The following is a 26,740-nucleotide window of genomic DNA, read 5'->3' as shown; positions in this document are numbered from 1 at the left end:
CTAGTATGCAGCGCGGGGTATGAAAAGGGCCAGTATGAAACGGACCGGCGCAAAAACGATCCGCAATGTCGGGCAAAAACACGAGCAAGCATCGGAACAGCGGTGAAAATCCCTGCCGTGGTGCTTAACCGTTCAGGCGCTCGGGCCAAGGTCAGATTTCGTCCGCGAAATGCTTCATGGTCAAACGGATCGGATTTGGCGCCGCCTGCCCCAGCCCGCAGATCGACGCATCTGCCATCGCAGTGCACAGTTCATCCAGCAGCGGTTGGTTCCAACGTTCGGCCTGCATCAGCTTTACCGCCTTTTCACACCCCACGCGGCAGGGCGTACACTGGCCACAGCTTTCATCCTCGAAGAACCGCAGCATGTTCAGCGCCGCATCGCGCGCTTTGTCGTGATCAGACAAGACAACCACCGCCGCAGAGCCGATAAAGGTGCCATGTGGTTGTAATGTGTCAAAATCCAACGGGATGTCATCCATAGATGCAGGCAGCAATCCCGACGATGGGCCGCCCGGTTGGTAGGCTTTGAAATGGTGGCCTTCGGCCATTCCGCCTGCGGCCTCGATGATATCCAATATGGTTGAGCCTGCGGGCAGCAAGTAGACACCGGGCTGCGAAACACGGCCCGAAACCGAGTAGCTGCGCAGGCCGGAACGGTCGTTTTTCTGGATGCTGGACAGAATTTCCGGCCCTTCGCGGCAAATACGGGCAACCCAGTGCAGTGTTTCGACGTTATGGACCAGCGTGGGTTGACCGAAAATACCGACGGCAGCAACGAACGGCGGGCGATGACGCGGGATGCCACGCTTGCCTTCGATGCTTTCGATCATCGCGCTTTCTTCGCCGCAAATATAGGCTCCGGCCCCGCGTCGTAGATCGATATAACCCTTTTCCACAAGTCCTTTGTCTTCCAGCGCCTTGATTTCGCGCCGCAAAATCTCGATCACCGCAGGGTATTCATCCCGCATGTAGATAAAGCAACGCTGCGCTTCGATGGCCCATGCGGCGATCAGCATCCCTTCAAGAAACAAATGCGGTGTTCGCTCCAAGTAATAGCGATCCTTAAAAGTTCCGGGTTCGCCCTCGTCTCCATTAACAGCCAGATACCGCGGGCCCGCGTTGCCCCGAACAAAGCCCCACTTTTTCCCCGAAGGGAAACCAGCCCCGCCCAGACCGCGCAGCCCGCTGTCGAGTATTTGTTGCTGCACCGCCTCCCAACTGCCGCTCTCGCGAAACCTTAATAAAACCTCATAACCACCTGATTTATTGTATTTTTCAAGATTTTCGTAGCTGGGAATAACTGTATGTGTATCATTCGTGGCGATGGCGGCCTGCACCTTTTCCGCTGTGGCGTGGTCGATGTGATTGTGGCCCAGTTCCAGCACCGGCGCTGTGTCACAGCGGCCCATACAGGGTGCGCGCATCACACGCACGCGGGTCGGGTCAAGCCCGTCTTCAAGGGCTGTTTTCAACGCCTGCGCACCGGCCATCTCGCATGACAGGCTATCGCAAACACGGATAGTCAGAGCGGGCGGTGGAGTTTCGCCTTCTTTCACCACGTCGAAGTGGGCGTAAAAGGTCGCGACTTCGTAAACTTCGGCCATCGACAGGCGCATTTCCTCGGCCAACGCCCGCAGGTGCGCGGCAGACAGGTGGCTGTATTCATCCTGAATCAGATGCAGATACTCGATCAACAGATCGCGCCGACGCGGCGCATCTCCCAGCAGCGCACGAATCTCGTCCCAAGCCTGATCTTCCAAAGCACGGCCTTTGGGGCGTACGCGGCCCTTACCTTTGCCGGATTTCCACACACCCTGCCTGTTGTCGCCCTGTTTGTCGTGATCAAGTGCCATGGTCCATCCCTGCCCCAGCGTGCCCCCGAAGGGACGAATTTCACGCACCCTAGCCCATCGCCGCACCGCACTTCAGCCCAAAAGCGACCCTTAAGAGCAGATTTCGGGCCACCGACTTGCGCAGATCGTGATGAACCGGGGCGCATCGGAAACCGTGCCGTAACACTAATCTGCCGATCTATGCAGCACAGGCTGGCGCGTCGGCGTCGCGTCTGCCAGTCTGGCGCCATGATGACACGCACGTTGATTTTCGCCGCCCTTTTCGCCGCACCACTGGCCGCCGAACCAATGGATGCAGACGCCTTTGACGCCTACACCAAGGGCAAAACACTATTCTTCGGTGCCGGCGGCGCACCCTATGGTGCCGAAGTATATCTCGAAAATCGCCGCGTGCGCTGGTCGTTTCTGGATGGCGACTGCAAGGACGGATATTGGTACGAACAGGCGGGCAACATCTGTTTCGTCTACGAAGACCGCCCCGACCCGCAATGCTGGACGTTCGAAAAGCGCGGCGGCGGCCTGATTGCACAGTTTCAGAACGAACCGGGGTCGCTATCGCTGTACGAGGCGCAGGATTTGGGCGAAGAAATGTTGTGCCTTGGCCCCAAGATCGGCGTATAGCCGCCCGCTGCAGCCCAAAAAGACCACGGCGGGCGCAACCCTTTAGCCCAAAACGGTTTTCACCGCCCGCGCCGTCGCTGCAACCACCTGATCCACTTCGGCCTTGTTCAGACAAAAGGGCGGTGCAAAGCCCAGAATGTCGCCCTGCGGCATGGCGCGCGCGATCACCTTGTCCTGCGACAACAACGTGGCCGACACTTGTGCGCCGATCTTGTCTGCGGCATCAAAGAATGTGCGGTCGTCGCGGTCTTTGACAAATTCGACAGCGCACAGCATCCCCTCGCCGCGAATGTCGCCCACATGGGGATGATCGGCCAGCGCCTGCGCCATTGTCTTGTTCAGATAGGCCCCGACCGCGCCCGCGTTGCTGACAAGGTTCAGATCGTCAATCAGCTTGAGGTTGGCCACCCCGGCCGCCGCCCCGATGGGATGTGCCGAATAGGTCCAGCCATGCCCGATGGGGCCGTTTTCATCTGTCCCTTGCTCCAGCACCTTCCAGACCTTGTCGCCGATGATTGACCCCGACAGCGGCGCATAGGCCGACGTCAGCCCCTTGGCGATGGTGATGATATCCGCCTCAAGCCCATAATGATCGCTGCCGAACATGGTGCCCAGACGGCCAAAGCCGGTAACAACCTCATCCACAACCAGTAGAATATCATGCTTTTTCAGCACAGCCTGAATCGCCGCCCAATAGCCTTCGGGCGGTGGCACGATGCCACCGGTGCCCAGAACAGGCTCACCGATAAAGGCGGCGATGGTGTCTGCGCCCTCGCGTTCGATCAACGCCTCAAGTTCGGACACGCAATGGGCGACAAACTGTTCTTCGGTCTGGCTCTGATTCGCGCGGCGGAAATAATAAGGGGCCTCGGTGTGGATCACCTGATCGACCGGCAGATCAAACTTCTTGTGAAACAGCTCAAGCCCGGTCAGCGAGCCGGTGACAAGGCCGGAACCGTGATAACCACGCCAGCGGCTGATGATCTTTTTCTTGTGTGGGCGGCCAAGGATGTTGTTGTAATACCAGATCAATTTCACATTGGTCTCGTTCGCATCCGACCCGCCAAGACCAAAATACACCTTGGACATATTCGATGGGGCGCGGTCCAGAATCATCTTGGACAGAGTGATCGACGCCTCGGTGCCGTGGCCGACGTATGAGTGGTAATAAGCCAGCTCGCGCGCCTGATCGGCGATGGCTTCTGCGATCTCTTCACGGCCATAACCGACGTTGACGCAATAAAGACCCGCAAAGGCGTCCAGCAAACGCGTGCCGTCACGGTCCTCGATGTGGACGCCGCTCGCCGTCATGATCACCCGATTGGGGCTTTCGCCACGGGCATGTTGGGCCAGATGGGTTGAAGGGTGAAAGAAATTTTCGCGGTCCCATTGGTCCAATTGATCGTTCTTCAGCATCCTGACAATCCTTATGCGCAATTTGTGACGTTGGCACAGGCCTATTGGATTTTGCCGCGACCTTCCATGCTTGTGTCAAACCCGTTCGGCACGCCATGATGCGCAAAACCATTCAAGGGGGAGGAGACCCGCAGATGACACAACCCAGATGGACAAACCGGCCGCCTGGATCGAACTGGGGCGATTTCGGCCCCGATGACCAGATCGGACGACTGAACCTGATGGATCGCGCCAAGGTCAAACAAGGGCTGGCCGAGGCGGTCGAGGGGATCACTTTTTGTCTTTCCCTGCCGCTGGATTATCCCGGTGGCAGCGGGTTGAACCCGCGTCGCAAGCCGCCTGTGGTCCGCCCGACGCTGCGCGAGGGGGCGGTGAACTTTAACGCAACCATCCCCGGCGCATCGGATGTTTTGTGTGATGATCTGGCGATCTTGCACCTGCAATATTCGACGCAGTGGGATGCGCTGTGCCATGTGGGTGGGCAGTTCGACACGACGGGCGACGGCAACACCCGCAAGGTGTTTTACAACGGTTACCGCGCAGGCGAAGACATCATCGGCCCCGACGCGATGGACGATGCCGGTGTCGGGCCCAACATGAAGCCGCACAGCACATCACAGGCAACCGCATTGGGCATCGAAAACGCGGCTGCCCACGGCATTCAGGGGCGCGGCGTGATGGTTGATTTGCGCGCACACTTTGGCGACGATCGCACGTTGGTGAATTACGACATGCTGATGCGCGTGATGGAGGCCGATGGCGTGCGCGTGGAACAAGGCGACATGCTGGTGCTGCACACCGGCTTTGCCCAAGTGATTCTGGACATGAACAAAGATCCCGATGAGGATCGCCTGCACAACGCCTGCGCGGTATTGGACGGGCGCGACGCGCGGCTGTTGCAATGGATCACCGACAGCGGCGTCGCCGCCATTGCCGCCGACAACTATGCGGTCGAGGGCTATCCGGCGACACCGGGTGAGGGCTGTTGTTCCACCCTGCCCCTGCACGAGCATTGCCTGTTCAAGAACGGCATCATGCTGGGCGAGCTGTGGCACCTGACGCCGCTGGCCGACTGGTTGCGGGCCAACGGGCGGTCACGGTTTCTGATCACGGCACCGCCTTTGCGGTTGCCCGCGGCAGTTGGGTCTCCGGTGACGCCGGTGGCGACGGTCTAGAGGGTTTCACCTCTAGAACAGCGATCCCTGATCGGGTGCCTTGGCGGTGGACTTTTTCGGGGCAGCCGCCTTGCCACCGACCACCAGTTTGCCATCGGCAAATTCGATCTCAAGGATGGACGATTTCTTTGCCCGCGCCTTGGTTGTCACAACATCGCCGTCGCCGCGCACCACCGCATAGCCGCGCGCCAAGGTCGCCTTGTAGCTAAGCGTTTCGCGCAGCCGGTCCATCGCGTCGATCTTGCGGCGCAGGGTTTCGGTCTGGCCATGCCCTGCGCGCACGATGCCAGCGGTCAGGCGGTCCAGATCGCGCCGCGCCGTGGCGGTTTGCGCCGTCATGGCGGCAGGATCGAAACGACCCGTGCGCGTGGTGAAACGTTCCGATTTTGCCGCGACCGCACGGCTCAGCGCTGGTGCCAGACGCGCCGACAGCTTGTCCAGATCACGCCGTGCGGCCATGACGCTGCGGCGCAGGGTGGCAGGGCGCAGGCTGCCCGACGCTTCGGACAGCTTGACCTTGCGCCGCTGCACTCCGGCAATCAGCGCAGGGCCCAGACGGTCGCCCAGCACATCCAGCCGCTGTCGCGGACTTTCCACCAGTGTTTCGGGGCGGGGCAGCGCACGGCCCAGATCGCTCAGCCGCTGACGGCGACGGATCAGCGTGGTCGACAGTGCCTGCGACATTCGCGCGCCCTGCCCGCCCAGCCAAGCGAGCAACTCGTGGCGCACTGGGACGGCCAGTTCCGCCGCTGCCGTGGGCGTCGGCGCACGTTTGTCGGACACAAAGTCGATCAGCGTGGTGTCGGTCTCGTGGCCAACCGCCGAGATCAGCGGAATATCGGATGCAGCCGCCGCGCGCGCGACGATCTCTTCGTTGAACCCCCACAGGTCTTCCACACTGCCCCCGCCGCGTGCCACTATCAGCAGATCGGGCCGTGGCAGCGATCCGCCAGGCGTCATCGCGTTGAACCCCTCGATGGCGCGGGTCACCTCGGGTGCACAGCGTTCACCCTGTACAGCCACCGGCCAGATCAGCACCTTGCGCGGAAAGCGGTCGCGCAGACGATGCAGAATATCACGGATCACCGCCCCCGACGGCGACGTGACCACGCCGATGATGTCGGGCAAATAGGGCAAGGGCCGCTTGCGGTCCTGATCAAACAGCCCCTCGGCTTGCAACATTCCCTTGCGTTTTTCCAGCAGCGCCATCAGCGCGCCCATGCCCGCCGGTTTGATATCTTCGATAACGATCTGGTATTTCGACTGCCCGCCAAAGGTGGTGATACGCCCCGTGGCGATCACCTCCATCCCCTCTTCGGGCTGGGTTTGCAGACGGCTGGCCACACCTTTCCACATCACACCGGAAATCACGCTGCGGTCATCCTTGAGGTCCAGATAGACATGCCCCGAACGCGGACGCGACACGCGGCCCACCTCGCCACGGATGCGCACATGGCCGAATTCGCCCTCGATCACCCGTTTGATAGCCCCGGAAAGCTCGGTGACGCTGAACTCGGGAGAGTTGCCAGCCTCGGCGGGGTCGTCGATCAGGTCCATTGGTGTGCCTTGCGTGCTTGTGTGGCGGGTGCGTGCAGACTAGAACGCGGGGCAACAAAGGCCAAGGAGTGTGCGCCATGAATATTCTGATCCTCGGCAGTGGTGGCCGCGAACACGCTCTGGCATGGGCGGTGGTGCAAAACCCCAAATGTGACAGACTGATCGTTGCCCCCGGCAATGCGGGCATCGAATCTATGGCGGAATGCGCGTCACTGGATATCGAAGACGGTGGTGCGGTGGTGGCACTGGTCGAGGAAGAATCGATTGATTTCGTCATTGTCGGCCCCGAAGCGCCACTGGCCAAAGGAGTGGCTGACCGTCTGCGCGACGCAGGGGTACTGGTCTTTGGCCCAAGTGCAGCCGCAGCGCAGTTGGAAGCGTCCAAAGCCTTTACCAAAGAGATTTGCGATGCCTGCGGGGCCAACACGGCCGCCTACGGCCACTTCACCGATGCGGCATCGGCCCGCGCCTATGTGCAGCAGCAAGGCGCGCCGATCGTGGTCAAGGCCGACGGACTGGCCGCAGGCAAAGGTGTGATCATCGCCGAAACCGTGGCCGAGGCAGAAGCCGCGATTAACGATATGTTCGGTGGTGCCTTTGGTGGTGCGGGCGCGGAAGTGGTGATCGAAGAATTCATGGATGGCGAAGAGGCTTCGTTCTTCGTGCTTTGCGATGGCACGGATGTGCTGCCGATGGGCACCGCCCAGGACCACAAGCGCGTCGGCGAAGGCGACACCGGCCCCAACACCGGCGGCATGGGCGCCTATTCACCCGCACCGGTGCTGACGGATGCGATTGCACAAACCGCTCTGGACCAGATTATCAAGCCTTGCATGGACGAGATGGCCAAACGCGGGATGCCCTATCAGGGCGTTCTGTACGCCGGGCTGATGATCAAGAACGGCGTGCCGCGTCTGGTGGAATACAATGTGCGCTTTGGCGATCCGGAATGTCAGGTGCTGATGATGCGCCTTGGGGCGCAGGCGATGGACCTGATGCACGCCGCAGCCCAAGGCCGTCTGGCGGGCGCGCGGGTGAACTGGGCCGACGATCACGCGATCACTGTGGTGATGGCCGCCAAAGGCTACCCCGACGCCTATGAAAAAGGCACTGTTATCGGCGGGCTGGACGCGCTGCCCGAAGACAGCAGCAACATAGTTTTCCACGCAGGCACCAAGCGCGAAGGTGGCAACGTGGTGGCCAGCGGCGGGCGGGTTCTGAACGTCACCGCGCGTGGCGCTTCACTGACCGAAGCACGCGATCGCGCCTATGCGATGGTCGATGCGATAGACTGGAATGGCGGCTTCTGCCGGCGCGACATCGGCTGGCGGGCGCTGGACTGACGGGGTTTGTTGGGGGCTCTGCCCCCGCGTCTGCGACGCGCCCCCGGAGTTTACCTGGCAAGATGAAGCTCAATCACACTGAATGGTACCGCGCGGGGCTGCGGCGGAACAGCGACTCAATACGCGCGTTTTGGCACGGTTGTTGACCAGCTGTGTGGCCATGATCTGTGACCAGTCAGCATTGGCGGTGATGACATCGGGGGGTGCCGTCACGATCCAGATCGGCCAGACGCGGGACCATATCTTTGAACACCGCACTCTGGGGCAAGGTGACGCACGTCTGCGCCGCGGGTCCGGTCAGGCACAAACGGCCCCCATTCAGGCAGATCGCCCATGATGCCGTGGCCATAACGATGGGTTGGTGCCTCGATAGGCGCCGTAAAGGCACCAAGGCGCGTCCCGGCCTCCTGCTCTGCCGCCGAGACGCCCGCCAGCAGCACCCAAAAGAGCGCTGCCAATCGCATCAGATTTGTTTTTCGGGCATGTGGACGACCAGACCGTCCAGCGCATCGGTGACCTTCAACTGGCAGGTCAGACGCGACCGCGCGGGGTCGGGCTCGAACGCAAAATCAAGCATGTCTTCTTCCATGTCGTCCTTGGCAGGCAGCTTCTCGGTCCAGGCAGGATCGACGTAGACATGGCAGGTCGAACAGGCACAGGCACCGCCGCAATCGGCCTCGATGCCGGGAATATTATTGTCGCGCGCACCTTCCATAACGGTCATTCCGGTCGCCACCTCGACAACGTGCTCTTTGCCGCCATGCTCGATATAGGTAATCTTGGCCATTCTCGCCCCCTTCATTCAAAATCCCTGCATTTCTATCCAGCCGCTCTGGGGTGCGCCAGCCCCTTTCGCGCCCCCTCTCGGGGTGGTTGCGTGCGGCACACAGTTTTGGCGCGAACCGATGCCGCCCGCCGCCCCGACCGGGGCTGGTCAGCGCTGTGGGATGCAGGTAGCCTATGGCGCAAAGCCGCCCCTGAACCGGCACGAGGACACGAGCAATGATCCATTTCCGCACCGCCGCTCTGGGCATTTTATTGCTGGGCGCATGCGATCCCGTGACCACCTCCGGCATGGACGGGCTAGAGGGGCCGGGCATGATCCGCCTGACCGCCGAACGGCCCGAGGGGGCCGCAGTGGACACATGTTGGGGCAAAAAGACATCTCCCGCCATCATCGAAACCGTCGAGCGCGAGATATTGCTGAAGCCCGCGCAGGTGACCAGCGACGGGGTGATCCAGCAACCTGCCATTTACCAACGCGAAAGCATTCAGGAAATCGTGCAAGAGCGCAATGACACTTGGTTCGAAGTGCCCTGTGCAGCAAAGCTGACACCCGAATTCATCTCGTCCCTGCAACGGGCACTGGCAGCGCGCAAAATCTATCGCGGCCCTGTCACCGGCGAGATGTCGATGCGCACCCGCGCCGCCGTGCGCCGCATTCAGGCACCCGACGGTTTTGACAGCGACATCCTGACCATCGCAACCGCCCGAAAACTGGGGCTGGTCGCGGTCGAACGGCAGCCCGCCGAATAACAAAAGGCCGGACACAATGGCCCGGCCCTTCGCAAACTTGTAACAGCAGGTCGCTTAGTCGGCGATGCCAAGGGCCACAAAGCGCGGATCACCCGCACGGCGCACCAGCAGCAGCAACGACTTGCGCCCGGCTTCCTTGACCTCGGCCACGCGGGTTTCGAAATCGGCAATCGAAGCGATCTTTTGCTGACCGGCCTCGGTGATCACATCACCGGCACGCAGACCTTTCTCATAGGCTTCCGACCCTTCGTCCACAGCCCCAACGGCCAGTCCCACCAAATCGCTGTCTACACCCAACTGGCTGCGCAACTCGTCGGTCAACGGTGCCAGTGTCAGGCCCAGAACCTCTTTGGTGGTTTCGGGTGCCGTTTCAGAATCACCCCCCTGCGCCACCGCAGGCACAGCGCCTTCGGCGTCTTCACGACGACCCAGCGTGACCTTCAGCGTGATGGTTTTGCCCTCACGGAAGACCACAACCCGCACCGCTTCGCCCACGGGGCTGTTGCCGACCTGACGCACAAGACCGCGCGTATCGGTGACTTCGACACCGGCAAAGCTGATGATCACGTCACCGTCTTTCATGCCAGCTTCCATTGCGGGGCCTTCGGGCACCGATGTCACTAGCGCACCGGCGGTTTTCTCCAAACCCATCGCTTCGGCAATATCGGGGGTTACGTCCTGAATACGCACGCCCAACCAGCCACGGCGGGTCTCGCCGTATTCTTGCAGTTGCTTGACAACGCGCCCCACAACATTCGACGCCATCGAAAAGCCGATCCCGATCGAGCCGCCATTAGGCGACAGAATCGCGGTGTTCACACCGATCACCTCGCCGTCCATGTTGAACAGCGGCCCACCCGAATTGCCGCGGTTGATCGCTGCATCGGTCTGGATGTAGTCGTCATAGGTGCCGCTCAGCGCGCGGTTGCGGGCCGAAACGATACCAGCCGATACCGAAAAGCCCTGACCCAGCGGGTTGCCCATCGCAATCACCCAGTCCCCCACACGCGCCGCATCACTGTCACCAAACGGAACGAAGGGCAGCGGGCCATCGGCCTCGACCTTCAGCAGGGCGATATCGGTGTTGGGATCGGTCCCAACCACTTTGGCATCCAGTTCTTTGCCATTAAAGAACTCGACCTTGATCTCGTCTGCCCCTTCAATGACGTGGTTGTTCGTCACCACAAAGCCGTCTTCGGAAATCACGAAACCCGACCCCAGCGCAGATGACCGGCGCGAGCGGTCGCCATTGTCGTTACGATCCTGAAATTCGCGAAAGAAATCTTCGAACGGGCTACCTTCGGGCACGATGCCCTGCGGCCCTGTGTTGCCGGCAACCATGGTGGAAGTTGTGATGTTCACAACCGAAGGGCTGATTTTCTGGGCCAGAGGTGCAAGGCTTTCGGGTTTTGCCTGTGCCGCGATCACCTGCGCCAGCACCAGGACCATCGCCAGGGCTGTCAGCCACATGGCGCGAAGTTGTAAGAATGGGGTGCGTGTTGTCGACACCGCGACCGCTCTGGTCTGCATACGACGTTCTCCTGCTGTCCGTGCGGACAAAAGCCCGCTTTTCACACTTTACTGCGCATCTGCGCACTACCGTGCATCTAGGGTTGCAAGCATGCAACATGAAAGATCGAAATCAATCGCGGCCTGTCAACACCACGTTACCCATCTGTGAACCTGCAACCTCTCAGACAAGACCATAGCACAAAACTTCTTTTGGCCCCAAATATCCCTGCCGGAGGCTACAAGCTAAAATTCACAGAATTTTGAACAAAATCAAATGGCGCGCATGCGCCGCAATCAGTTCAGGCCCAGTTGATAGGCCACACAGACCAGCAACAGTCCGCTCACCAAAGCGAGAAGGCCAACCTGACGGCGTGTGCTTTCGGGCAGGCTGCGCAACATTTCCAGCACCCTTTCAATTAGCGAAGGGGCCAGCACATAGACCAGCCCCTCCACCATCATTACCAGTCCAAGGGCCAACAGGACCCATGCCATTTTATTCGCCTTCGGCCGACCGTGCGCCCTGATCGGAACGCAGGTAGTTGAAGAACTCGCTGTCCGGCGACAGAACCAACGTCGAGTTGCTGCCTTTCAGGGACCGCTCATAGGCGGTCAGCGAACGGTAGAACTCGAAGAACTCTGGATCGGCCCCGAACGCAGTTGCAAAGATGGCGTTGCGCTCGGCGTCGGCTTCACCGCGAATGATGTCGGCTTGACGTGTAGCGTCCGACGTCAGTTCTACCACCGTCCGGTCGGCTTGCGCACGCACCCGCTGGGCGGCTTCTTCACCGCGCGCGATTTCGTCCGCTGCTTCGCGTTCCCGCTCGGCCCGCATCCGTGCAAATGTGGCATCAAGGTTCTGTTCGGGCAGGTTTGTCCGCTTCAGACGCACGTCGACCACGTCCAGCCCCAGCGGCAGAGCACGCTGGCGCGCCTGTGCTGTGATGCGTTCCATCAGTGCTGCACGGTCCGCCGATAGGATGGTGTTCGACGTCACACCATTCGCGCCCAGAACTGCCCGGATCACCGGGTTCAGAATACCTTGCAGACGTTCTTCTGCGGCGCGCATGCCATTGGCACCAACCGCTTGCCGGAACTGCACCACGTCGGAAATCCGGTAACGGGCAAAGGCGTCAACCACCAGTCGGCGGTCATCCGAAGGCGTCACCTCGGTCGGCACGGTGTCCAGCGCCTGAATGCGGTCGTCATAGCGCACAACCTCTTGGATCAGCGGAATCTTGAACGCCAATCCCGGTTGTTCCTTGACCGATTTGATCTGGCCAAATTGCAAAACCAGCGCCTTTTCACGCTCGTCGACAATAAAAACCGAGCTGAGCAGAACGCCCAACAGCACGACGATAACGGGGATAATTATGGTTGTGTTCCGCATCAGTTCGATCCTCCACCACGCAATTGATTGAGTGGCAGATAGGGAACAACCCCTTGCCCCCCGTTGCCACCGGATGTCTCCTCGAGGATGATTTTATCCACATCCCCCAGAATTTTCTCCATCGCCTCCAGATACAGGCGCTTGCGCGTCACCTGTGGTGCCTTGGCATATTCTTCGAGAACCGAGGTAAACCGCGCGGCTTCACCCTGCGCCTCGTTGACCTGTTGGGCACGATAGGCTTCTGCCTCTTCCAGCGTTTGGGCCGCTTCACCACGCGCACCGGCAAGTTCGCGGTTGGCATAAGTGTCAGCTTCGCGTTGCAGACGGTCACGTTGTTGCTCGGCCGCTTGCACTTCGCGGAAGCTGTCGATGACTTCACGCGGCGGGTCAGCCTTGTCGAGGTTCAGACGCAGGATATTCACGCCGCTGTCGTATTGGTCCAGCGTCACCTGAATAAGTTGCTGTGCCTGATCGGCGATCAGCTGACGGTCACGGTTCAGAATCGGCGCCAACTCCGAACGTGCAACCACTTCACGCATCGCCGATTCCGAAACGGCGCGAATGGTGAGATCCGGCTCGGCCAGATTGAACAGGAACTTGGCCGGATCCGAAATGTTCCAGACCACTTGGAAATCAATGTCGATGATGTTCTCGTCAGTCGTTAACATCAGGCCTGTTTCGGTGCTTGCTCCGCTACCGATATTTTCGGTCTGTTCCCGCGTCACCGGCAGAACAACCGAAGTAATCAGCGGCCACGGCGCAAAGTTCAAACCGGGGCTGCCCGTGGACGAATATTCGCCCAGGAACAGTTCGACCGATTGTTCTTCGGGTTTCACGGTATAAAAGCTGGCAAGCCCCCATGCCACGATCAAACCCAGAACCACAAGGCCAACGGTCCCGCGTGTCAGGCGTGGTCCACCGCCGCCACCGCCCGGGCCAGACCCGCCAGTGCCGTTGTTGCCACCACGACCGCCCATCAGGACGCGCAGCTGCTCTTGGCCCTTTCGAACCAACTCGTCGATTTCGGGCATCTGCCCGCCGCCTTCGCCGGGGCGACGACCGCCACCGGGTTTGCCACCATTGCCCGCGCCGTTCGCGCCGCGCCCGTCGTCACCGCCAGAGCCTCCGCCGCCCCAAGGGCCGCCTGTGTTGCCAGCCATATGTCTTCTGTCCTCCTGTTCGCGACCCGTTGGGGACGCGTATCAAATTAATACCTGTGTATTTTGCTTGAGAATTCAAGCAGTGCGTGTCGGTGTCCGCATCGTCACGATTTCCTCGGACATGGTCGGATGCACCGCGCAGGTCCGGTCAAAATCTTCTTTGGTCGCGCCCATCTTGATTGCAATGCCCGCCAGCTGGATCATTTCACCCGCATTTGGCGCGACAATGTGACATCCCAAAATCACGCGCGTTTTCTTGGATACGATCAGTTTCATCAGTACCCTGTCATCGCGTCCGGCAAATGCGGTCTGCATGGGCCGGAAACTGGATGTGTAAACCTCGATCTCTTCTTGCTCGGCTGCGGCTTCCTCGCTCAGGCCGATGGTGCCCATTTCGGGCTGTGTGAAGATCGCAGAAGGGATCAGATCGTGATCCACCGGCGTCGGGTTGTCACGGTACACCGTCTCGACAAAGGCCATGCCTTCGCGGATTGCCACCGGCGTCAGGTTCACACGGTCGGTGACATCGCCGATAGCATAGATGTTGTCCACATCCGTTTTGGAATAGTCATCGACCAGAATCTCGTGGCCCCTGCCCAGCTTTACGCCCACCTCTTCCAAACCCATGTCATGGGTGGACGGTACGCGGCCCGTGGCAAAGAATACCACGTCAAAGACCTTTTCGCCACCTATGGTCGATTTCACCCTGATCGGCCCCCCACGCGAGCCTGCTTGGGCATCGGTTCCGGGATTGACCACCTCGGAGCTTTGTCCGCTCGGGGCGCCCATCGCGGCGTCTGATCCCACATGCGGCGCGTGGTCTTCGCTGTCGGGGCACAATTCGACAATGTTGGTGCCCACGTGCAGATCGATGCCACGTTCGCGCATCGCTTCGGCAACAAGGCCGCGCGCCTCGTCGTCAAAGCCGCGCAGGATCTGCGCGCCGCGATAATATTGCGTCACCTCGACACCCAATCCATGCAAGATACAGGCAAATTCGCAGGCGATATAGCCGCCGCCGATGATCAGGATCGACTTGGGCAGTTTTTCCAGCTTGAAAATGTCGTCACTGACGATGCCCAGATCGGCATTGGGCACATCGGGTCGCACCGGATGACCACCGGTGGCGATCAGGATCGTTTTGGCGGTCTTTTCTTCACCATTGTCCAACACGATGGTGTGTTTGTCTTTCAGCCTGGCGCGGCAATCGAATGTCTTGACACCCGAATTCGCCAGCAGGCCGCGATACACTTCTTCAAGCCGGTCCAACTCTGTGTTCAGACGATTTTGGAACACGGGCCAATCAAACGGCCCCTCTTTAATATCCCACCCATAGGCCGACGCATCGCGCACCGTGTCACGGTATTCGCTGGCAAACACCATCAGCTTTTTCGGCACACAGCCGCGGATTACGCATGTCCCACCATAGCGGCTTTCTTCGGCCAGCCCGACCCGAACCCCGTCGCCCGCTGCCACACGGGCCGCACGTACACCGCCTGAGCCGCCGCCGATTACAAAAAGATCAAAGTCGTATGTGGAAGCCATGAAATCGCGCCCTTTAATTAATCCGCAAGGTCTGTAAACAGATTGTCCGTTTCGACAAAATCCAGACGGTCCTGTTCGATCGTACCTTGATTTATGTCGCGCACCTCGACCCGTCCATCGCCATAGCCAATCACAACTGCGTCACAAATGTCGATGAACAAACCATTTTCAACGACACCGGGCATCTGGTTCAAAACCAATGAAAGCTGTCGCGCATTGCCGATACGGTTCAGGTACAGATCCAGAATATGGTTGCCTTCGTCGGTGACAAAGGGGCGCGCGCCGTTCATGCGCAGCGACGATGACCGCCCCAGCACGTCCATCGAGATCAGCGTTTCCTCGACCAGCGCCTGCGTCGTCTGCCAGCCAAAGGGGATCACTTCGACGGGCAGAGGGAAGGCGCCTAGCGTCTCGACCTCTTTGCCGACGTCAGCGATCACAATCATCTGGTCGCTGGCTGTGGCCACGATCTTTTCTTGCAACAGCGCCCCGCCGCCGCCCTTGATCAGGTTCAGGTCGCCGTCGAATTCGTCGGCTCCGTCGATGGTCAGGTCCAGCCACTTTGCCTCGTCCAGTGAGATCACGTCGATGCCCACGTCGCGGGCCAGTTCTGCCGTGCGTGTCGAGGTTGGAACGCCCTTGATCCGCAACCCGTCGTTGCGCACCATCTCGCCGATGCAACGCACCAGCCAAGCGGCAGTGCTGCCGGTGCCCAGCCCCACCCGCATGCCATCTTCGACATAGTCGGCGGCACGTTTGGCAGCGACGAATTTCGCCTTGTCGATCGGCGATAGTTCTCCGGACATCGGGCAGCTCCGTTGATGTGTCGGGCTGCTTATAGGAAAGTTGCGCCTTGGGTGCGAGGGGCAATCGCACGCATCCCCCCAACCGGTGCGCGACGAATGCGCTCGCAACCCCCCTGTCATGTTGCTGCAATCGCGTGCTGTGCGTCAGCTTTTGCCGTAGATGCGTCGCAAATGACGTGCCTGGTCCAATGACCGCGCGCTATGCCTGCGACCATGACCTATGTGCTGCACTATGCCCCTGACAATGCCTCGCTGATCGTGCGATTGGCGCTGGACCATGCCGACCTGCCCTATGAGGCGCGTCTGGTTGACCGTGCCAGCCGTGCGCAAACCTGCGACACCTATCGCGCGCTGAACCCCAACGGGTTGATCCCCACGCTGGAAACGCCACAGGGCGCGCTGTTCGAAACCGGCGCGATACTGCTGTGGCTGGCCGACACCCACGGCGGGCTTGGACCTGCGCGCGATGCCGCACAGCGGGGCAACTGGCTGAAATGGCTGTTCTTTGTGTCCAACACCCTGCACCCTGCGCTGCGCATGACGTTCTATCCCGAAAAATACACCGGCGACGACCGCCACGATCAGGCCCGCCTGCGCCGCCACCTTCAACAGCAGATCACCACCAGCCTGCGCAATCTGGATGCCGCCGCGACCGACTGGCAGTTTCACGCGCCGACGGTGCTGGATTTCTATATTGCGGGTTGCCTGCGCTGGTGTGCCGTCTATCCTGCCGACACCGACCGCAGTTGGTTTGACCTTGCCGCCTTTCCCGCGCTGCACACCACCTGCCTGCGCGTCGAAGCTTTGCCCGCCTGCGCCACCCTAATACGTGCCGAAGGTCTGGGCGACACGCCATTCACAGCGCCCCGCGCGCCCACCCCGCCCCAAGGAAGTGCCACCTAAATGTTTCTATCCGTCTTCGAGATGTTCAAAGTGGGCATCGGCCCGTCGTCTTCGCACACTATGGGGCCAATGGTTGCTGCCGCGCGCTTTCTGGACATGATGCGCGCCTCGCCCTTCCAATTTGCGGGGGTGCGCGCGTCGTTGCACGGATCGCTGGCCTTTACCGGTGTTGGCCACGCCACAGACCGCGCCACCATTCTGGGCCTTGCGGGGTTCGTGCCCGAAACCTATGACAACGACCGCGCCGAGGCGCTGCTGGCCGATCTGGAGACGTCACACCAGTTACACCCCGAAGGTCTGCCGCCGCTTAAATTCGACCCCAAGCGCGATCTGGTCTTTGACTATGACACCCAGCTTACGGGCCACGCGAATGGCATGATCCTGATGGCCACCGACGCACAGGGCGACGTGACCCTGCGGCAGGTGTTCTATTCCATCGGCGGCGGATTTGTGATGACCGAGGAAGAACTTGCCGCAGGCAAGGACACCGACGAAGGCGCGCCTGTTCCGTTCCCGTTCAAATCCGCCAAGGAAATGCTGGAGATGGCACAGGCCTCGGGCAAGACCATCGCAGGCATGAAACGCGCTAACGAGGAATCGCGCGGCGGGGCCGACAACCTCAAGCGCGGCACGGCGCGGCTGTGGCAGGTGATGAACGATTGCATCGACCGCGGACTGGCAAATGACGGCATCCTTCCCGGCGGATTGCAGGTAAAACGCCGCGCCAAGGCGATTCACGATGCGCTGCAAGCCGAACGCGGTTTGAACCAGCAAGCACCTCACACCATCAACGACTGGATGAGCGTTTACGCGATGGCGGTGAACGAGGAAAACGCCGCCGGTGGGCAGGTGGTCACCGCCCCCACCAACGGGGCGGCAGGCGTGCTGCCCGCAACGCTGCGCTATTACCTCGACCATGTGCCGGGCGCGTCGGAAAAGCACATCGAAGACTTTCTGCTGACCGCCGCCGCCATTGGCGGGCTGGTAAAATACAATGCCTCGATTTCGGGTGCAGAAGCGGGCTGTCAGGCCGAAGTGGGCAGTGCCGCGGCCATGTCCGCCGCAGCCCTGTGCGCGGTGATGGGCGGCACACCCGAACAGGTGGAAAACGCAGCCGAAATCGCGCTGGAACACCATCTGGGCATGACCTGCGATCCGGTCAAGGGGCTGGTGCAGGTGCCGTGCATCGAACGCAACGGTTTGGGCGCGATCAAGGCGGTCAGTGCTGCGTCGCTGGCCCTGCGCGGTGACGGCACCCATCTGGTGCCACTGGATGCCTGTATCGAAACCATGCGCCAGACCGGCGCGGATATGTCCGAGAAATACAAGGAAACCTCGCTGGGCGGGCTGGCGGTGAATGTGCCCAACTGCTGACGCTTTGACCGTTTCCACAATTGCCAATCCCTCCGGTCGAATCTAGCGTGCCACGGATGGATCAGGACCGACCCCTTTTGGGCATCATGTTGATGCTTGGCTTTTGTGTTGTCGCACCGATGGGCGACGCGCTGGCCAAGGTCATTGGCCAGTCGTTGTCATTGGGGCAACTGCTGTGGTGCCGCTTTTTTGTGCAGATGATGGTGTTGATTCCGCTGGTCTGGCTGACCGGACGCGAATGGCGGATGCGCGGCCGCGAATTGCGCCTGACGTTCATCCGCACCCTGCTGCACATCGCGGGCATTGGCGGCATGTTCACTGCCCTGCGGTATCTGCCGCTGGCCGATGCGGTGGCGATTGCCTTTGTCATGCCGTTCATGATGCTATTGCTGGGGAAATTCGTTCTGGGCGAAGAGGTTGGCAGCCGCCGCCTGATTGCCTGCGTCGTGGGCTTTGCGGGCACCCTGCTGGTGGTTCAACCCAGCTTTGCCGATGTGGGCTGGCCCGCGCTGTGGCCGGTGTTTGTGGCATTTACCTTTGCGCTGTTCATGCTGGTCACACGCCAGATCGCAAAACAGACCGATCCGGTGGGCTTGCAAGCTGTGTCGGGCGCGATGGCAGTTGCGATCATGTCACCGGTGTTGTTGCTCTTTTCGGACGACCTGGCGGGATTGGCGATGCGTCTGCCTACAGGAAGCGAAACACTGTTGCTGGTGGGCATCGGGTTGTTTGGCACGCTGGGGCACCTGATGATGACATGGTCGCTGCGCTTTGCGCCCTCGGCGACGCTGGCACCGATGCAATATCTGGAAATCCCCTTTGCGACGGCCATCGGTTATGTCGTGTTCCGCGACTGGCCCAACGGGTTGGCGGCTGTGGGCATCCTGATCACGATCGGTGCAGGGCTTTATGTGGTGCTGCGCGAACGCTCTGTTGCGCGGCGGCAGATGCGGGTGCCACCTGCGGCTTAGGTCAGCGCGGAAACCAGATCGGACAGGATGCGCCGTGGCGCAATGCACAGCATCCCCGGTCCGTCCATCCACAACCTTACCGGACCCGTTGCACGATTCGATGTGCCGATCAGTCGCATGGGGTCAAAGGCCAGCCCCTCGATCGGCCACTGCAATCCGGTCGACCGGCCCGAAACCTTCTGCATTGGAAACAATGATACGACATCTCCGTCAGCCACTGGCAAAGCCACCTGAGCCGGACAATGAAAGATAACCTCATGCGCCCCCAAAACGACACAAGGACGCCCTGCATGGGCCGCGAGAACGTGAAAAGCCGCCAGTTGATGATCCACACGGTCGCCTGTAAACCCGACAGCAATCACCAAGGGGGCCACAATTCTGCACAGCGCCTTGTCAAAATCGGTGCTGGACTGTTCCGTTATATGAAAAAGGCGCGCGGCAGGGATTTGTGCGCTGATTTCATCGGGCAAACTGTCAAAATCACCGATCACCGCGTCGGGCATTACACCCGCTTTCAATGCCAGTGCGGCGCCGCCGTCAGCGGCCACACAGACCGGAGCCAGCGATTGCGCCAAAATCACGTCAGCCGCATTGCCCGCACCACCTCCGACCAGTGTAACTGGCGCTTTGCTTTCAACAATTGCCTTATTCACGGTGGCATTCACCCCATATTTGGAAACAGGTCACAAAGTCGCCATGAAATGATACCGTGTTGAGCACAGATTCGGGCCGCTTTGGCCGCGCCAGTCAACATTAAATGTAGCTGCAGCAGCGCAGAGGACGAGTAGTATGTTGAGTAACAATAAGATTTTAACGGTCTCCTACGGCACATTCTCGTGCACGTTGGAAGGGTTTGACGATTCTTTCCACACAATGAAAGCCATTGCGGAATATTTTCGCGATCTGGCCAGTGATGACCGTTACTTTGGCGCCGAGCCTCCGCAACCTGACGCCGAGATGCTGGCGCGCATTGCCGAACGCGAAATCGCCCGCAGGGTCGAGGCGCGGACCAATGACGGCCGCATCTTTCTCAACGCCACAGCACCGCAAACAGCGCCCGCGCCGATGGCCCCACAACAGCAGGCCCCTGCCGCGGAATCGGCTGCTGCCGAACCTGCCGCGCAACCTGCCCCTGCCGAAACCGCCAAGGCTGAAGAAGCTGCCAAACACATCACACCCGAGATGATCCCCGAAACCGACGCCGTCCAGCTGCAGGACGTCCCTGGGGATGCGGTTGATTATGCGGATGATCAGGACGCCATCGACAGTGCCTTTGATCGCGCCAACGCAAGCGACATGCTGGCCCCACCCGCTATCGCCGCCATGAAAGACGCAAAAACCGAAGCCGAGGCCTTTTTTGCGGACACCAAGACCGACATTGTTGCAGGCGAACCCGAAGACCAACAGGCAGAGACCGCCGAAGCCGAAGACGTGGTGGCCCCCGTCCGCGACCGTGTCGTGCCCCATGCAGACAGTATCGCAGCCAAGCTTGAACGTATCCGTGCCGTTGTTTCGCAGGCCGATGACGACGACAAGGACGACGACTATTCCGAAGACGAACACGCCGAAAATTTCGTGCCCGGCACCGCACATGCGGACGACGACTACGAAGACGAATCTGAAGACATGCAAGCGCAAGACGATGCGCTGATGAATGCCCTGATGAACGAGGACGACGAAGCCGCGGAAGAAGCCGCGGAAGAAGCCGCACAAGACGTTGTCGCAGAGGCCGCTGCCGACGTGACAGCCGCACTGGACACAGACGACAGTATGACCATGTCGCAAGAAGACGACAACGAAGACGTGGCCGCCATCCTTGCGCGTTTCGACGACAGCATGTCCGACAACAAAGCCGAAGCACCCGAAGTGGCAGCGGATGACAGCGACGACATGAACCTGTTTGGCGACGACGACGACAACTACATGGACGAAGATGACGACGAAGAGATCATGATCGTCGATGAAGACGATGACATCGATAATTCAGCAGCCAGCTCTGCCCCGCGCATCGCCCGCATCGTCAAAGTCAAACGTGCCGACCTTGAAGCCGCCATCGCCCAAGGCAATCTCGAAGAGATGTCCGACGAGGATGACGAGGACGAAGAAGACCGCAGCGCAATCGGTTCTTCGCTCTCGGACGAGGACGAACACGCCTTGATGCGCGAACTGGCCGACGTCGAAGGCAGCATGAGCGACGTGGAAAAGGACGAAAACAACGCCGCACAGGCTGTCAGCAAACTGAATGCCGCTGGCGAAGGCGATATGGACCGCTTGATGGCCAAGGCCGATGCGCAAATGGGCGAACCCGAAAGTGCGCGCAACCGCGACGCCTTTGCCCACCTGCGCGCTGCCGTGGCTGCGAAAAACTCGGATGAAGGCATCGTTGGTGCCAAAATCGCCGAAGACGCATTGGAAGTGCGCGCCTATCAGACCGATCTGGCCGATGTGGTCAAACCGCGCCGCCCCGAAGCGCGTGGCACAGGCAGCAGCCGCCCCGCGCCGCTGAAACTGGTCGCTGAACAGCGTGTGGACAGTGTTGTCGCAGCCTCCGATGGCCCCGTGCGGCCGCGCCGCGTGTCTGCCGCCCCTGCGGTGGTCGAGGTTGACAGCGGCCACAGCTTTGCCGAATTTGCAGAAGACATGGGTGCCCACAACCTGCCCGATCTTCTGGAAGCCGCCGCCGCCTATCTGGTCTTTGTCGAAGAGCGCGAGCAGTTCTCGCGCCCTCAAGTGATGACCAAAGTGCGTCAGGTGATCGGCGCCGACTTTAGCCGCGAAGACGGCCTGCGTTCCTTTGGCCAACTGCTTCGGGCCGGGAAGATCGAAAAGATCAAAGGCGGGCGCTTTGCTGTCTCTGGCGACATCGGGTTTCGGCCCGACCAGCGCGCTGCGGGTTAACTGCCAAACCTGAAAAGAGACTGTAACGGCGGGCCTTAGGGTCCGCCGTTTGGCGTTTTGGGGGTCAGCCTTGCGGCACCGGTGTACAAAAGATCAGCCGGTTGCCAAAGGGATCAGCCACAACCATGTCATCCATCCCATAGGGCTGGCGCTTCACCGAGGGACGGGCAAACCCGTATCCCTTGTCACGCAACGCCGCAGCATAGGCCGCCACATCCGCGACCCCGATGCGCAGCACAGCGCCCGGCGATGCATCGCCGTGATGTTCGGACAGGTGAATTTCGCAGTCGCCCATCCGCAGGCCTGTATAAAGCGGCAGATCGGGTGAAAACCGGTGCTCGAAAGCCACTTCGAAGCCCAGAAAATCAACGTAGAATTCCCGCGCCTTGGCCGCATCGAAACTGCGCAGTACCGGTATGGGAGCCGCCGCCTGCATCAGTCGTCTGCGTCAGGGTCCGGTTGCCCGACCCCCTTGAACACAGCCCTGAGCGGAAAGGCCCACAAGACGCCAAGCCCCAGATAGATCAGCAATTCCACCCAGATCGACGGCCGGTCGAACAGCGCCACCAGATTGACCGCAACGATCACATAAAGCGGCAGGCCCACCAGCAGAATGATCAGCGACCAGCGTCTCCTTGCCTTGTAACTCAGCGCCATATCGCCCCCTTAGTCCGCAAACGGATCACGCACCAGAATGGTGTCTTCACGCTCGGGCGAGGTTGACAGCAATGCCACGGGGCATTCGATCAGTTCTTCGACGCGGCGCACATATTTGATCGCCTCGGCGGGCAGTTCGGCCCAACTGCGCGCGCCTTCGGTCGATTCCGACCAGCCCGGCATCTCTTCGTAAACCGGCGTGCAGCGTGCCTGTTGATCGGCGGCAGTGGGCAGATAGTCCATCCGTTCGCCATCCAATTCATAGCCAACGCAAATTTTCAGCGTCTCGAACCCGTCCAGCACGTCTAGCTTGGTCAGCGAAATGCCGTTCACGCCGCTGGTCGCACAGGTCTGTCGCACAAGGCAGGCATCGAACCAGCCACAGCGCCGCTTGCGGCCTGTGGTGGTGCCGAACTCATGGCCGCGCTCGCCCAGCCGCTGGCCGTCATCGTCGTGCAATTCGGTCGGGAACGGGCCTTCGCCCACGCGCGTGGTATAGGCTTTGACGATGCCCAGAACGTAATTGATCGCCCCCGGCCCCATACCTGTGCCCGTGGCCGCCTGACCTGCAATCACGTTGGATGACGTAACGAAAGGATATGTGCCAAAGTCGATGTCCAACAGCGCACCTTGCGCCCCTTCGAACAGAATGCGTTTTCCCGCCTTGCGCTTTTCGTTTAGCACCTTCCAGACAGGCGCGGCAAAAGGCAGGATTTCAGGCGCAATCGCGCGCAGTTGGGCCAGCAGATCGTCGCGATCGACCGGTTCCAGACCCAGCCCCGAACGCAGCGCATTGTGATGCACCAAAGCACGGTCCACACGCAATTCCAGCGTCGCGTTATCCGCCAGATCGGCGACACGGATCACCCGACGGCCCACTTTGTCCTCGTAGCACGGCCCGATGCCGCGACCGGTGGTGCCAATCTTGGCGACCGAGTTCTGATCTTCGCGCGCGCGGTCCAGCTCACCGTGGAACGGCAGGATCAGCGGAGTGTTCTCTGCAATCATCAGCGTTTCGGGGGTGATAACGACGCCCTGTTCACGGATGCCTGCAATCTCCTTGACCAGATGCCATGGGTCCAGAACCACACCATTCCCGATCACCGACAGCTTTCCGCCGCGCACCACACCGGAAGGCAGCGCATGCAGCTTGTAAACCGTCCCGTCGACCACCAAGGTGTGGCCCGCATTATGCCCGCCCTGAAAGCGCGCAATCACATCAGCGCGTTCGCTGAGCCAATCGACGATCTTGCCTTTTCCTTCGTCACCCCACTGGGCGCCGACAACGACGACATTGGCCATGATGCAGGTCCTTTATATTTGCAAACCGGAGTCGGTATAGTCCGCCAGACACATACGCGAAACCACAAACTGAAACCGCACGCCGCTTATCGCCAATAAATTTCCAAAGGCCGATGCGACGCTGCACCCTTTACACATGGGGTGGTTTTGGGCAATTCCTGAAGCAACCAGACACCGGAGACCGCGATGGGCTTTATCCTGCGCTGGCTGGCGGCCTTTGTGCTGCTGGCCCTGACCTATAATCCGACCCAGTTCAATTACGTGCGGTGGGCGCGCGATTACGGGGACAAAAACCTGTCGATCGCGGTTCTGGTCGGGCTGCTTTTGCTGATCGGCTACATCATTTATCTGCGCGCGACGCTGCGGTCGATCGGCGGATTCGGCATGGCGCTGGTGCTGTCCGTGATGGGCGCGGGGCTTTGGGTGCTCTATGATCTGCAACTGCTCAGCTTGGAGGATTCCAACCTTAACACATGGCTGGGCCTTCTGGCACTCAGCTCGGTTTTGGGAATTGGCCTGTCGTGGAGTCTGGTACGGCGGCGTCTGTCCGGTCAGGCGGATGTGGACGACATCGACGAATAAAAATCAACCGTCCAGCATGACCGGATCGCCGTGCGGCGTGCGCAAATAGGCGGCCTCCCACGCGTCACGCACCTTTGCCACAGCGGCGGCGTCGGCCCAGCCTTTTTCGGCCAGCAGTGTTTCCAGCGTCTGTAGCCACGCCGCGAAATAATCATCGCCACCGTTCAGATCGCGGGTCAGCCCGTGCTGCGCCAGAGTGGTCGAAAACCGCGCCGCCCAGTCGGGCCAGTCGAACCGCCCTGCCTCGTTCAAATGCACGGTCAGCGCAAAAAGTTGCGCGTGCCACGGCGCTTCGAACACGGGTTCGGGGCGGCTCATGTTGCAGGCTCCAGATAGCTTTGCCACAGGTCCAGCACGACCTCGTCGCGCGGATGTTCGGGACGTGCCCACAATTCGGACGCGGCAAAGGCCACGGCATAGACAGGTTCGGGCCGGTCGCCCAGACCGTGCGCTGCGGCGTCGGGCAGCACATGATGACCATGCAGCCGCACGATGCGCCCTGTGGCTCCCGCCGCATAATCAGGCAAACGGGTGTGCCCCCCGTCAACAAAAGCATTGTGCGCGTGGCGGCGCGTGCGCACCCTGTCACCGCGCGCAAACGTGGCAGCGATCTGTGCTGGCCGGTCCGCGGGGCCGCCGCGCGCCAGAACACCGGTGACGGCATCTGCGGTCAGTTTACGATCGGCCAGCGGGGATGGTCCTGCGGCATGACCGCTGGACAGTTCCTCGGGAGTCAACACACCCTTGTCCACCAGCATATCGGCCAGGCCCGCCAACCACTTTTCGTAGTAGCTGAAGGCGGCGTAATCCTTGGGCGCCAGCCGTTCGCGGGCATGACGGCTGGTGTCGATGTTCCATTGGTCCAACGATCCGCAGGCCAGCGTCACCGCCAACGCACGCGGATGCCAGTCAGCATGGAACACTTCGGTTTCGGGTTCGGGCTGCACGGGGCCATCGCCAAAGCGTCCGCCCATGTCGTGAACGCGGCTCATGGCCTCAAAGCCAGTCCGGTGCCGATCATCGAATCGCGTGTCACCAGATCCATCAGCGCCGCCTCGTCCAGTCCTTCGGTGCCGGCTGGGCGCTGCGGGATCACCAGATAGCGCACCTCGGCGGTCGAATCCCAGACCCGCACGGCGGTGTCTTCGGGCAATGTCACGCCGAAATCGGCCAGCACCTTGCGCGGCTCGCGCACCGCGCGGGCGCGGTAGGCGTCGGATTTGTACCATGCGGGCGGAATTCCCAGCAACGGCCACGGATAGCAACTGCACAGCGTGCAAACGACCATGTTGTGCGTGTCTTCCGTGTTCTCGACCGCGACCATATGTTCGCCTTGTCGCCCGTAATAACCCAGTTCGGACACCACAGCGGTTGCATCCTCCAGCAATGCCGCGCGAAAAGCGGGATCGGACCATGCACGCGCCACCACATGCGCGCCATTGCGCGGTCCGATGCGGTTTTCATAGGTGTCGATGATTTCATCCAGCGCCGCGGGGTCGATCAATCCCTTTTCGGTCAGGATCGTTTCCAGCGCCTTGACCCGCAAAGCAGGGTCTGGCGGCAGCAGCGCATGGGCGTGATCGTGGTCATGATGGTCATGAGGCATAGCCGCAGCATGGCGCGCAGGCGCACCATTTGTCCATACCCTCGTGCTTAACCGGCCACGCACCCTTGCCCCGCCTGCGAAACTTGCATAGATACCCGCAAAACCGAACGTGAGCATCGCGAGCATACATGGAAAACGTCGTCCTGATCATTCACCTTATCCTGTCTCTGGGGCTGATTGCCGTAGTGCTTCTTCAGCGCTCGGAAGGCGGCGGTCTGGGCATGGGCAGCGGTGGTGGCGGTGCCACGGCAGGCCGCGCAGCCGCGACCGCACTGGGCAAAGTGACATGGATTCTGGCGATCTGCTTTATCATCACGTCGATCACGCTGACGATCATCGCCGCTGAAAAATCTGCCGGCACCTCGGTCATCGACCGGTTGGGCGCCGCGCCAGAGACGCAGGACGGCACCCCGCTGACCCCGCCCGCCGATGGTCTGACACCGCCCACCCAAAGCGACGCCGAAGCGCCGCTGGTTCCGGCGGGCGACTGACCTTTTAACTCTATACCTTGAGGCAAGATGCCGCGCTGCAACA

The 26,740-nt window shown here is 60.7% G+C and carries 27 protein-coding genes; 10 read left to right on the top strand and 17 right to left on the bottom strand.

Going from position 1 to position 26,740, the window contains the following annotated elements:
- Window positions 1-151: 151 nt before the first annotated feature.
- The gene (locus tag SULPSESMR1_RS04170) at window positions 152-1,855 is read right to left on the bottom strand and encodes an NAD(P)H-dependent oxidoreductase subunit E (RefSeq protein WP_089419689.1); all 1,704 of its coding nucleotides are present in this window, start codon (window positions 1,853-1,855) and stop codon (window positions 152-154) included.
- Window positions 1,856-2,083: 228 nt separating this feature from the next.
- Here SULPSESMR1_RS04170 and SULPSESMR1_RS04165 point away from each other — a divergent pair, with 228 nt between their 5' ends.
- On the top strand, window positions 2,084-2,476 hold the full coding sequence (locus tag SULPSESMR1_RS04165) for a hypothetical protein (protein ID WP_089422133.1): 393 nt from the start codon (window positions 2,084-2,086) through the stop codon (window positions 2,474-2,476).
- A 42-nt stretch (window positions 2,477-2,518) separates the two neighbouring features.
- Here SULPSESMR1_RS04165 and SULPSESMR1_RS04160 read toward each other — a convergent pair whose 3' ends face one another.
- Complete coding sequence (locus SULPSESMR1_RS04160; protein WP_089419688.1) at window positions 2,519-3,892, bottom strand: aspartate aminotransferase family protein; 1,374 nt, start codon at window positions 3,890-3,892, stop codon at window positions 2,519-2,521.
- A 134-nt stretch (window positions 3,893-4,026) separates the two neighbouring features.
- Here SULPSESMR1_RS04160 and SULPSESMR1_RS04155 point away from each other — a divergent pair, with 134 nt between their 5' ends.
- A complete protein-coding gene (locus tag SULPSESMR1_RS04155) occupies window positions 4,027-5,067 on the top strand; it encodes a cyclase family protein (protein WP_089419687.1) in 1,041 nt (346 codons plus the stop codon).
- Window positions 5,068-5,079: 12 nt separating this feature from the next.
- On the opposite strand, the gene xseA is transcribed toward SULPSESMR1_RS04155, so the two are convergent.
- Complete coding sequence (xseA, locus tag SULPSESMR1_RS04150; RefSeq protein ID WP_089419686.1) at window positions 5,080-6,624, bottom strand: exodeoxyribonuclease VII large subunit; 1,545 nt, start codon at window positions 6,622-6,624, stop codon at window positions 5,080-5,082.
- A 77-nt stretch (window positions 6,625-6,701) separates the two neighbouring features.
- Here xseA and purD point away from each other — a divergent pair, with 77 nt between their 5' ends.
- The gene (gene purD / locus SULPSESMR1_RS04145) at window positions 6,702-7,967 is read left to right on the top strand and encodes a phosphoribosylamine--glycine ligase (RefSeq protein ID WP_089419685.1); all 1,266 of its coding nucleotides are present in this window, start codon (window positions 6,702-6,704) and stop codon (window positions 7,965-7,967) included.
- A gap of 463 nt (window positions 7,968-8,430) precedes the next feature.
- Here purD and SULPSESMR1_RS04135 read toward each other — a convergent pair whose 3' ends face one another.
- Window positions 8,431-8,754: a 2Fe-2S iron-sulfur cluster-binding protein gene (locus tag SULPSESMR1_RS04135; protein ID WP_089419683.1), complete on the bottom strand. Its 324-nt coding sequence runs from the start codon at window positions 8,752-8,754 to the stop codon at window positions 8,431-8,433.
- Between the two features lie 215 nt (window positions 8,755-8,969).
- On the opposite strand from SULPSESMR1_RS04135, the gene SULPSESMR1_RS04130 reads away from it, so the two are divergent.
- Window positions 8,970-9,503 (top strand): peptidoglycan-binding domain-containing protein, encoded by a 534-nt coding sequence (locus SULPSESMR1_RS04130; protein WP_198362852.1) that lies wholly within the window; start codon window positions 8,970-8,972, stop codon window positions 9,501-9,503.
- Between the two features lie 54 nt (window positions 9,504-9,557).
- Here SULPSESMR1_RS04130 and SULPSESMR1_RS04125 read toward each other — a convergent pair whose 3' ends face one another.
- The 6 genes from SULPSESMR1_RS04125 to rpiA all read right to left on the bottom strand — a co-directional run bounded on the left by SULPSESMR1_RS04125 (window position 9,558) and on the right by rpiA (window position 15,913).
- Window positions 9,558-11,033 carry a Do family serine endopeptidase gene (locus SULPSESMR1_RS04125; protein ID WP_089419682.1) on the bottom strand — a complete coding sequence of 492 codons (1,476 nt, stop codon included), beginning with the start codon at window positions 11,031-11,033 and terminating at the stop codon, window positions 9,558-9,560.
- 276 nt (window positions 11,034-11,309) lie between these two features.
- A complete protein-coding gene (locus SULPSESMR1_RS04120; protein WP_089419681.1) occupies window positions 11,310-11,507 on the bottom strand; it encodes a DUF2065 domain-containing protein in 198 nt (65 codons plus the stop codon).
- Between the two features lies 1 nt (window position 11,508).
- Window positions 11,509-12,402, bottom strand: coding sequence for a protease modulator HflC (hflC, locus tag SULPSESMR1_RS04115; protein WP_089419680.1), 894 nt, complete (start codon window positions 12,400-12,402; stop codon window positions 11,509-11,511).
- Window positions 12,402-13,562, bottom strand: a complete 1,161-nt coding sequence (gene hflK / locus SULPSESMR1_RS04110; protein WP_089419679.1) for an FtsH protease activity modulator HflK — start codon at window positions 13,560-13,562, stop codon at window positions 12,402-12,404. The genes hflC and hflK overlap by 1 nt, the downstream gene beginning before the upstream one ends.
- A 75-nt stretch (window positions 13,563-13,637) precedes the next feature.
- Window positions 13,638-15,107, bottom strand: a complete 1,470-nt coding sequence (locus SULPSESMR1_RS04105; protein ID WP_089419678.1) for an FAD-dependent oxidoreductase — start codon at window positions 15,105-15,107, stop codon at window positions 13,638-13,640.
- Window positions 15,108-15,124: 17 nt separating this feature from the next.
- Window positions 15,125-15,913, bottom strand: a complete 789-nt coding sequence (rpiA, locus tag SULPSESMR1_RS04100) for a ribose-5-phosphate isomerase RpiA (RefSeq protein ID WP_089419677.1) — start codon at window positions 15,911-15,913, stop codon at window positions 15,125-15,127.
- A gap of 201 nt (window positions 15,914-16,114) precedes the next feature.
- On the opposite strand from rpiA, the gene SULPSESMR1_RS04095 reads away from it, so the two are divergent.
- Genes SULPSESMR1_RS04095 through SULPSESMR1_RS04085 form a run of 3 tightly spaced genes read left to right on the top strand, consistent with a single transcriptional unit; the run spans window position 16,115 to window position 19,161 of the window.
- On the top strand, window positions 16,115-16,816 hold the full coding sequence (locus tag SULPSESMR1_RS04095) for a glutathione S-transferase family protein (protein WP_240311272.1): 702 nt from the start codon (window positions 16,115-16,117) through the stop codon (window positions 16,814-16,816).
- On the top strand, window positions 16,817-18,190 hold the full coding sequence (locus SULPSESMR1_RS04090; RefSeq protein ID WP_089419676.1) for an L-serine ammonia-lyase: 1,374 nt from the start codon (window positions 16,817-16,819) through the stop codon (window positions 18,188-18,190).
- Between the two features lie 56 nt (window positions 18,191-18,246).
- On the top strand, window positions 18,247-19,161 hold the full coding sequence (locus SULPSESMR1_RS04085; protein WP_089419675.1) for a DMT family transporter: 915 nt from the start codon (window positions 18,247-18,249) through the stop codon (window positions 19,159-19,161).
- Here SULPSESMR1_RS04085 and SULPSESMR1_RS04080 read toward each other — a convergent pair.
- Complete coding sequence (locus SULPSESMR1_RS04080) at window positions 19,158-19,814, bottom strand: thiamine diphosphokinase (protein ID WP_089422130.1); 657 nt, start codon at window positions 19,812-19,814, stop codon at window positions 19,158-19,160. The two genes, SULPSESMR1_RS04085 and SULPSESMR1_RS04080, sit on opposite strands and share 4 nt — an antisense overlap.
- A 136-nt stretch (window positions 19,815-19,950) precedes the next feature.
- Here SULPSESMR1_RS04080 and SULPSESMR1_RS04075 point away from each other — a divergent pair, with 136 nt between their 5' ends.
- Window positions 19,951-22,059, top strand: coding sequence for a hypothetical protein (locus SULPSESMR1_RS04075; protein WP_089419674.1), 2,109 nt, complete (start codon window positions 19,951-19,953; stop codon window positions 22,057-22,059).
- Window positions 22,060-22,123: 64 nt separating this feature from the next.
- On the opposite strand, the gene SULPSESMR1_RS04070 is transcribed toward SULPSESMR1_RS04075, so the two are convergent.
- Genes SULPSESMR1_RS04070 through SULPSESMR1_RS04060 form a run of 3 tightly spaced genes read right to left on the bottom strand, consistent with a single transcriptional unit; the run spans window position 22,124 to window position 24,018 of the window.
- Window positions 22,124-22,495 (bottom strand): glyoxalase superfamily protein, encoded by a 372-nt coding sequence (locus SULPSESMR1_RS04070; protein WP_089419673.1) that lies wholly within the window; start codon window positions 22,493-22,495, stop codon window positions 22,124-22,126.
- Complete coding sequence (locus SULPSESMR1_RS04065) at window positions 22,495-22,716, bottom strand: DUF2842 domain-containing protein (RefSeq protein WP_089419672.1); 222 nt, start codon at window positions 22,714-22,716, stop codon at window positions 22,495-22,497. The genes SULPSESMR1_RS04070 and SULPSESMR1_RS04065 overlap by 1 nt, the downstream gene beginning before the upstream one ends.
- A 9-nt stretch (window positions 22,717-22,725) precedes the next feature.
- Window positions 22,726-24,018 carry an adenylosuccinate synthase gene (locus SULPSESMR1_RS04060; protein ID WP_089419671.1) on the bottom strand — a complete coding sequence of 431 codons (1,293 nt, stop codon included), beginning with the start codon at window positions 24,016-24,018 and terminating at the stop codon, window positions 22,726-22,728.
- A gap of 186 nt (window positions 24,019-24,204) precedes the next feature.
- On the opposite strand from SULPSESMR1_RS04060, the gene SULPSESMR1_RS04055 reads away from it, so the two are divergent.
- Window positions 24,205-24,600: a DUF6524 family protein gene (locus SULPSESMR1_RS04055; protein ID WP_089419670.1), complete on the top strand. Its 396-nt coding sequence runs from the start codon at window positions 24,205-24,207 to the stop codon at window positions 24,598-24,600.
- A gap of 3 nt (window positions 24,601-24,603) precedes the next feature.
- Here the strand turns inward: SULPSESMR1_RS04055 and SULPSESMR1_RS04050 are convergent, their stop codons facing one another.
- From SULPSESMR1_RS04050 to nthA, 3 genes are read right to left on the bottom strand one after another with little or no spacing between them, the layout of a single operon-like run.
- Window positions 24,604-24,918 (bottom strand): nitrile hydratase accessory protein, encoded by a 315-nt coding sequence (locus SULPSESMR1_RS04050; RefSeq protein ID WP_089419669.1) that lies wholly within the window; start codon window positions 24,916-24,918, stop codon window positions 24,604-24,606.
- Window positions 24,915-25,592: a nitrile hydratase subunit beta gene (nthB, locus tag SULPSESMR1_RS04045; protein WP_089419668.1), complete on the bottom strand. Its 678-nt coding sequence runs from the start codon at window positions 25,590-25,592 to the stop codon at window positions 24,915-24,917. The genes SULPSESMR1_RS04050 and nthB overlap by 4 nt, the downstream gene beginning before the upstream one ends.
- Entirely contained in the window at window positions 25,589-26,206 is a 618-nt protein-coding gene (gene nthA, locus SULPSESMR1_RS04040) for a nitrile hydratase subunit alpha (protein WP_089419667.1), read from the bottom strand. Before nthA ends, nthB begins: the two co-directional genes overlap by 4 nt.
- Window positions 26,207-26,334: 128 nt before the next feature.
- Between nthA and secG the strand changes: the two genes are divergently transcribed.
- A complete protein-coding gene (gene secG, locus SULPSESMR1_RS04035) occupies window positions 26,335-26,697 on the top strand; it encodes a preprotein translocase subunit SecG (RefSeq protein ID WP_089419666.1) in 363 nt (120 codons plus the stop codon).
- Window positions 26,698-26,740: the final 43 nt, after the last annotated feature.

The organism is Pseudosulfitobacter pseudonitzschiae (assembly GCF_002222635.1).
Classification (GTDB): domain Bacteria; phylum Pseudomonadota; class Alphaproteobacteria; order Rhodobacterales; family Rhodobacteraceae; genus Pseudosulfitobacter; species Pseudosulfitobacter pseudonitzschiae_A.
This window is presented reverse-complemented; position numbering and strand designations above follow the sequence as displayed.

Excerpts from the sequence above, each read along its gene's own strand:
- SULPSESMR1_RS04170 (WP_089419689.1), bottom strand. The coding sequence starts at position 1,855 with ATGGCACTTGATCACGACAAACAGGGCGACAACAGGCAGGGTGTGTGG.
- SULPSESMR1_RS04165 (WP_089422133.1), top strand. The coding sequence starts at position 2,084 with ATGATGACACGCACGTTGATTTTCGCCGCCCTTTTCGCCGCACCACTG.
- SULPSESMR1_RS04160 (WP_089419688.1), bottom strand. The coding sequence starts at position 3,892 with ATGCTGAAGAACGATCAATTGGACCAATGGGACCGCGAAAATTTCTTT.
- SULPSESMR1_RS04155 (WP_089419687.1), top strand. The coding sequence starts at position 4,027 with ATGACACAACCCAGATGGACAAACCGGCCGCCTGGATCGAACTGGGGC.
- xseA (WP_089419686.1), bottom strand. The coding sequence starts at position 6,624 with ATGGACCTGATCGACGACCCCGCCGAGGCTGGCAACTCTCCCGAGTTC.
- purD (WP_089419685.1), top strand. The coding sequence starts at position 6,702 with ATGAATATTCTGATCCTCGGCAGTGGTGGCCGCGAACACGCTCTGGCA.
- SULPSESMR1_RS04135 (WP_089419683.1), bottom strand. The coding sequence starts at position 8,754 with ATGGCCAAGATTACCTATATCGAGCATGGCGGCAAAGAGCACGTTGTC.
- SULPSESMR1_RS04130 (WP_198362852.1), top strand. The coding sequence starts at position 8,970 with ATGATCCATTTCCGCACCGCCGCTCTGGGCATTTTATTGCTGGGCGCA.
- SULPSESMR1_RS04125 (WP_089419682.1), bottom strand. The coding sequence starts at position 11,033 with ATGCAGACCAGAGCGGTCGCGGTGTCGACAACACGCACCCCATTCTTA.
- SULPSESMR1_RS04120 (WP_089419681.1), bottom strand. The coding sequence starts at position 11,507 with ATGGCATGGGTCCTGTTGGCCCTTGGACTGGTAATGATGGTGGAGGGG.
- hflC (WP_089419680.1), bottom strand. The coding sequence starts at position 12,402 with ATGCGGAACACAACCATAATTATCCCCGTTATCGTCGTGCTGTTGGGC.
- hflK (WP_089419679.1), bottom strand. The coding sequence starts at position 13,562 with ATGGCTGGCAACACAGGCGGCCCTTGGGGCGGCGGAGGCTCTGGCGGT.
- SULPSESMR1_RS04105 (WP_089419678.1), bottom strand. The coding sequence starts at position 15,107 with ATGGCTTCCACATACGACTTTGATCTTTTTGTAATCGGCGGCGGCTCA.
- rpiA (WP_089419677.1), bottom strand. The coding sequence starts at position 15,913 with ATGTCCGGAGAACTATCGCCGATCGACAAGGCGAAATTCGTCGCTGCC.
- SULPSESMR1_RS04095 (WP_240311272.1), top strand. The coding sequence starts at position 16,115 with ATGCCTGCGACCATGACCTATGTGCTGCACTATGCCCCTGACAATGCC.
- SULPSESMR1_RS04090 (WP_089419676.1), top strand. The coding sequence starts at position 16,817 with ATGTTTCTATCCGTCTTCGAGATGTTCAAAGTGGGCATCGGCCCGTCG.
- SULPSESMR1_RS04085 (WP_089419675.1), top strand. The coding sequence starts at position 18,247 with ATGGATCAGGACCGACCCCTTTTGGGCATCATGTTGATGCTTGGCTTT.
- SULPSESMR1_RS04075 (WP_089419674.1), top strand. The coding sequence starts at position 19,951 with ATGTTGAGTAACAATAAGATTTTAACGGTCTCCTACGGCACATTCTCG.
- SULPSESMR1_RS04070 (WP_089419673.1), bottom strand. The coding sequence starts at position 22,495 with ATGCAGGCGGCGGCTCCCATACCGGTACTGCGCAGTTTCGATGCGGCC.
- SULPSESMR1_RS04065 (WP_089419672.1), bottom strand. The coding sequence starts at position 22,716 with ATGGCGCTGAGTTACAAGGCAAGGAGACGCTGGTCGCTGATCATTCTG.
- SULPSESMR1_RS04060 (WP_089419671.1), bottom strand. The coding sequence starts at position 24,018 with ATGGCCAATGTCGTCGTTGTCGGCGCCCAGTGGGGTGACGAAGGAAAA.
- SULPSESMR1_RS04055 (WP_089419670.1), top strand. The coding sequence starts at position 24,205 with ATGGGCTTTATCCTGCGCTGGCTGGCGGCCTTTGTGCTGCTGGCCCTG.
- SULPSESMR1_RS04050 (WP_089419669.1), bottom strand. The coding sequence starts at position 24,918 with ATGAGCCGCCCCGAACCCGTGTTCGAAGCGCCGTGGCACGCGCAACTT.
- nthB (WP_089419668.1), bottom strand. The coding sequence starts at position 25,592 with ATGAGCCGCGTTCACGACATGGGCGGACGCTTTGGCGATGGCCCCGTG.
- nthA (WP_089419667.1), bottom strand. The coding sequence starts at position 26,206 with ATGCCTCATGACCATCATGACCACGATCACGCCCATGCGCTGCTGCCG.
- secG (WP_089419666.1), top strand. The coding sequence starts at position 26,335 with ATGGAAAACGTCGTCCTGATCATTCACCTTATCCTGTCTCTGGGGCTG.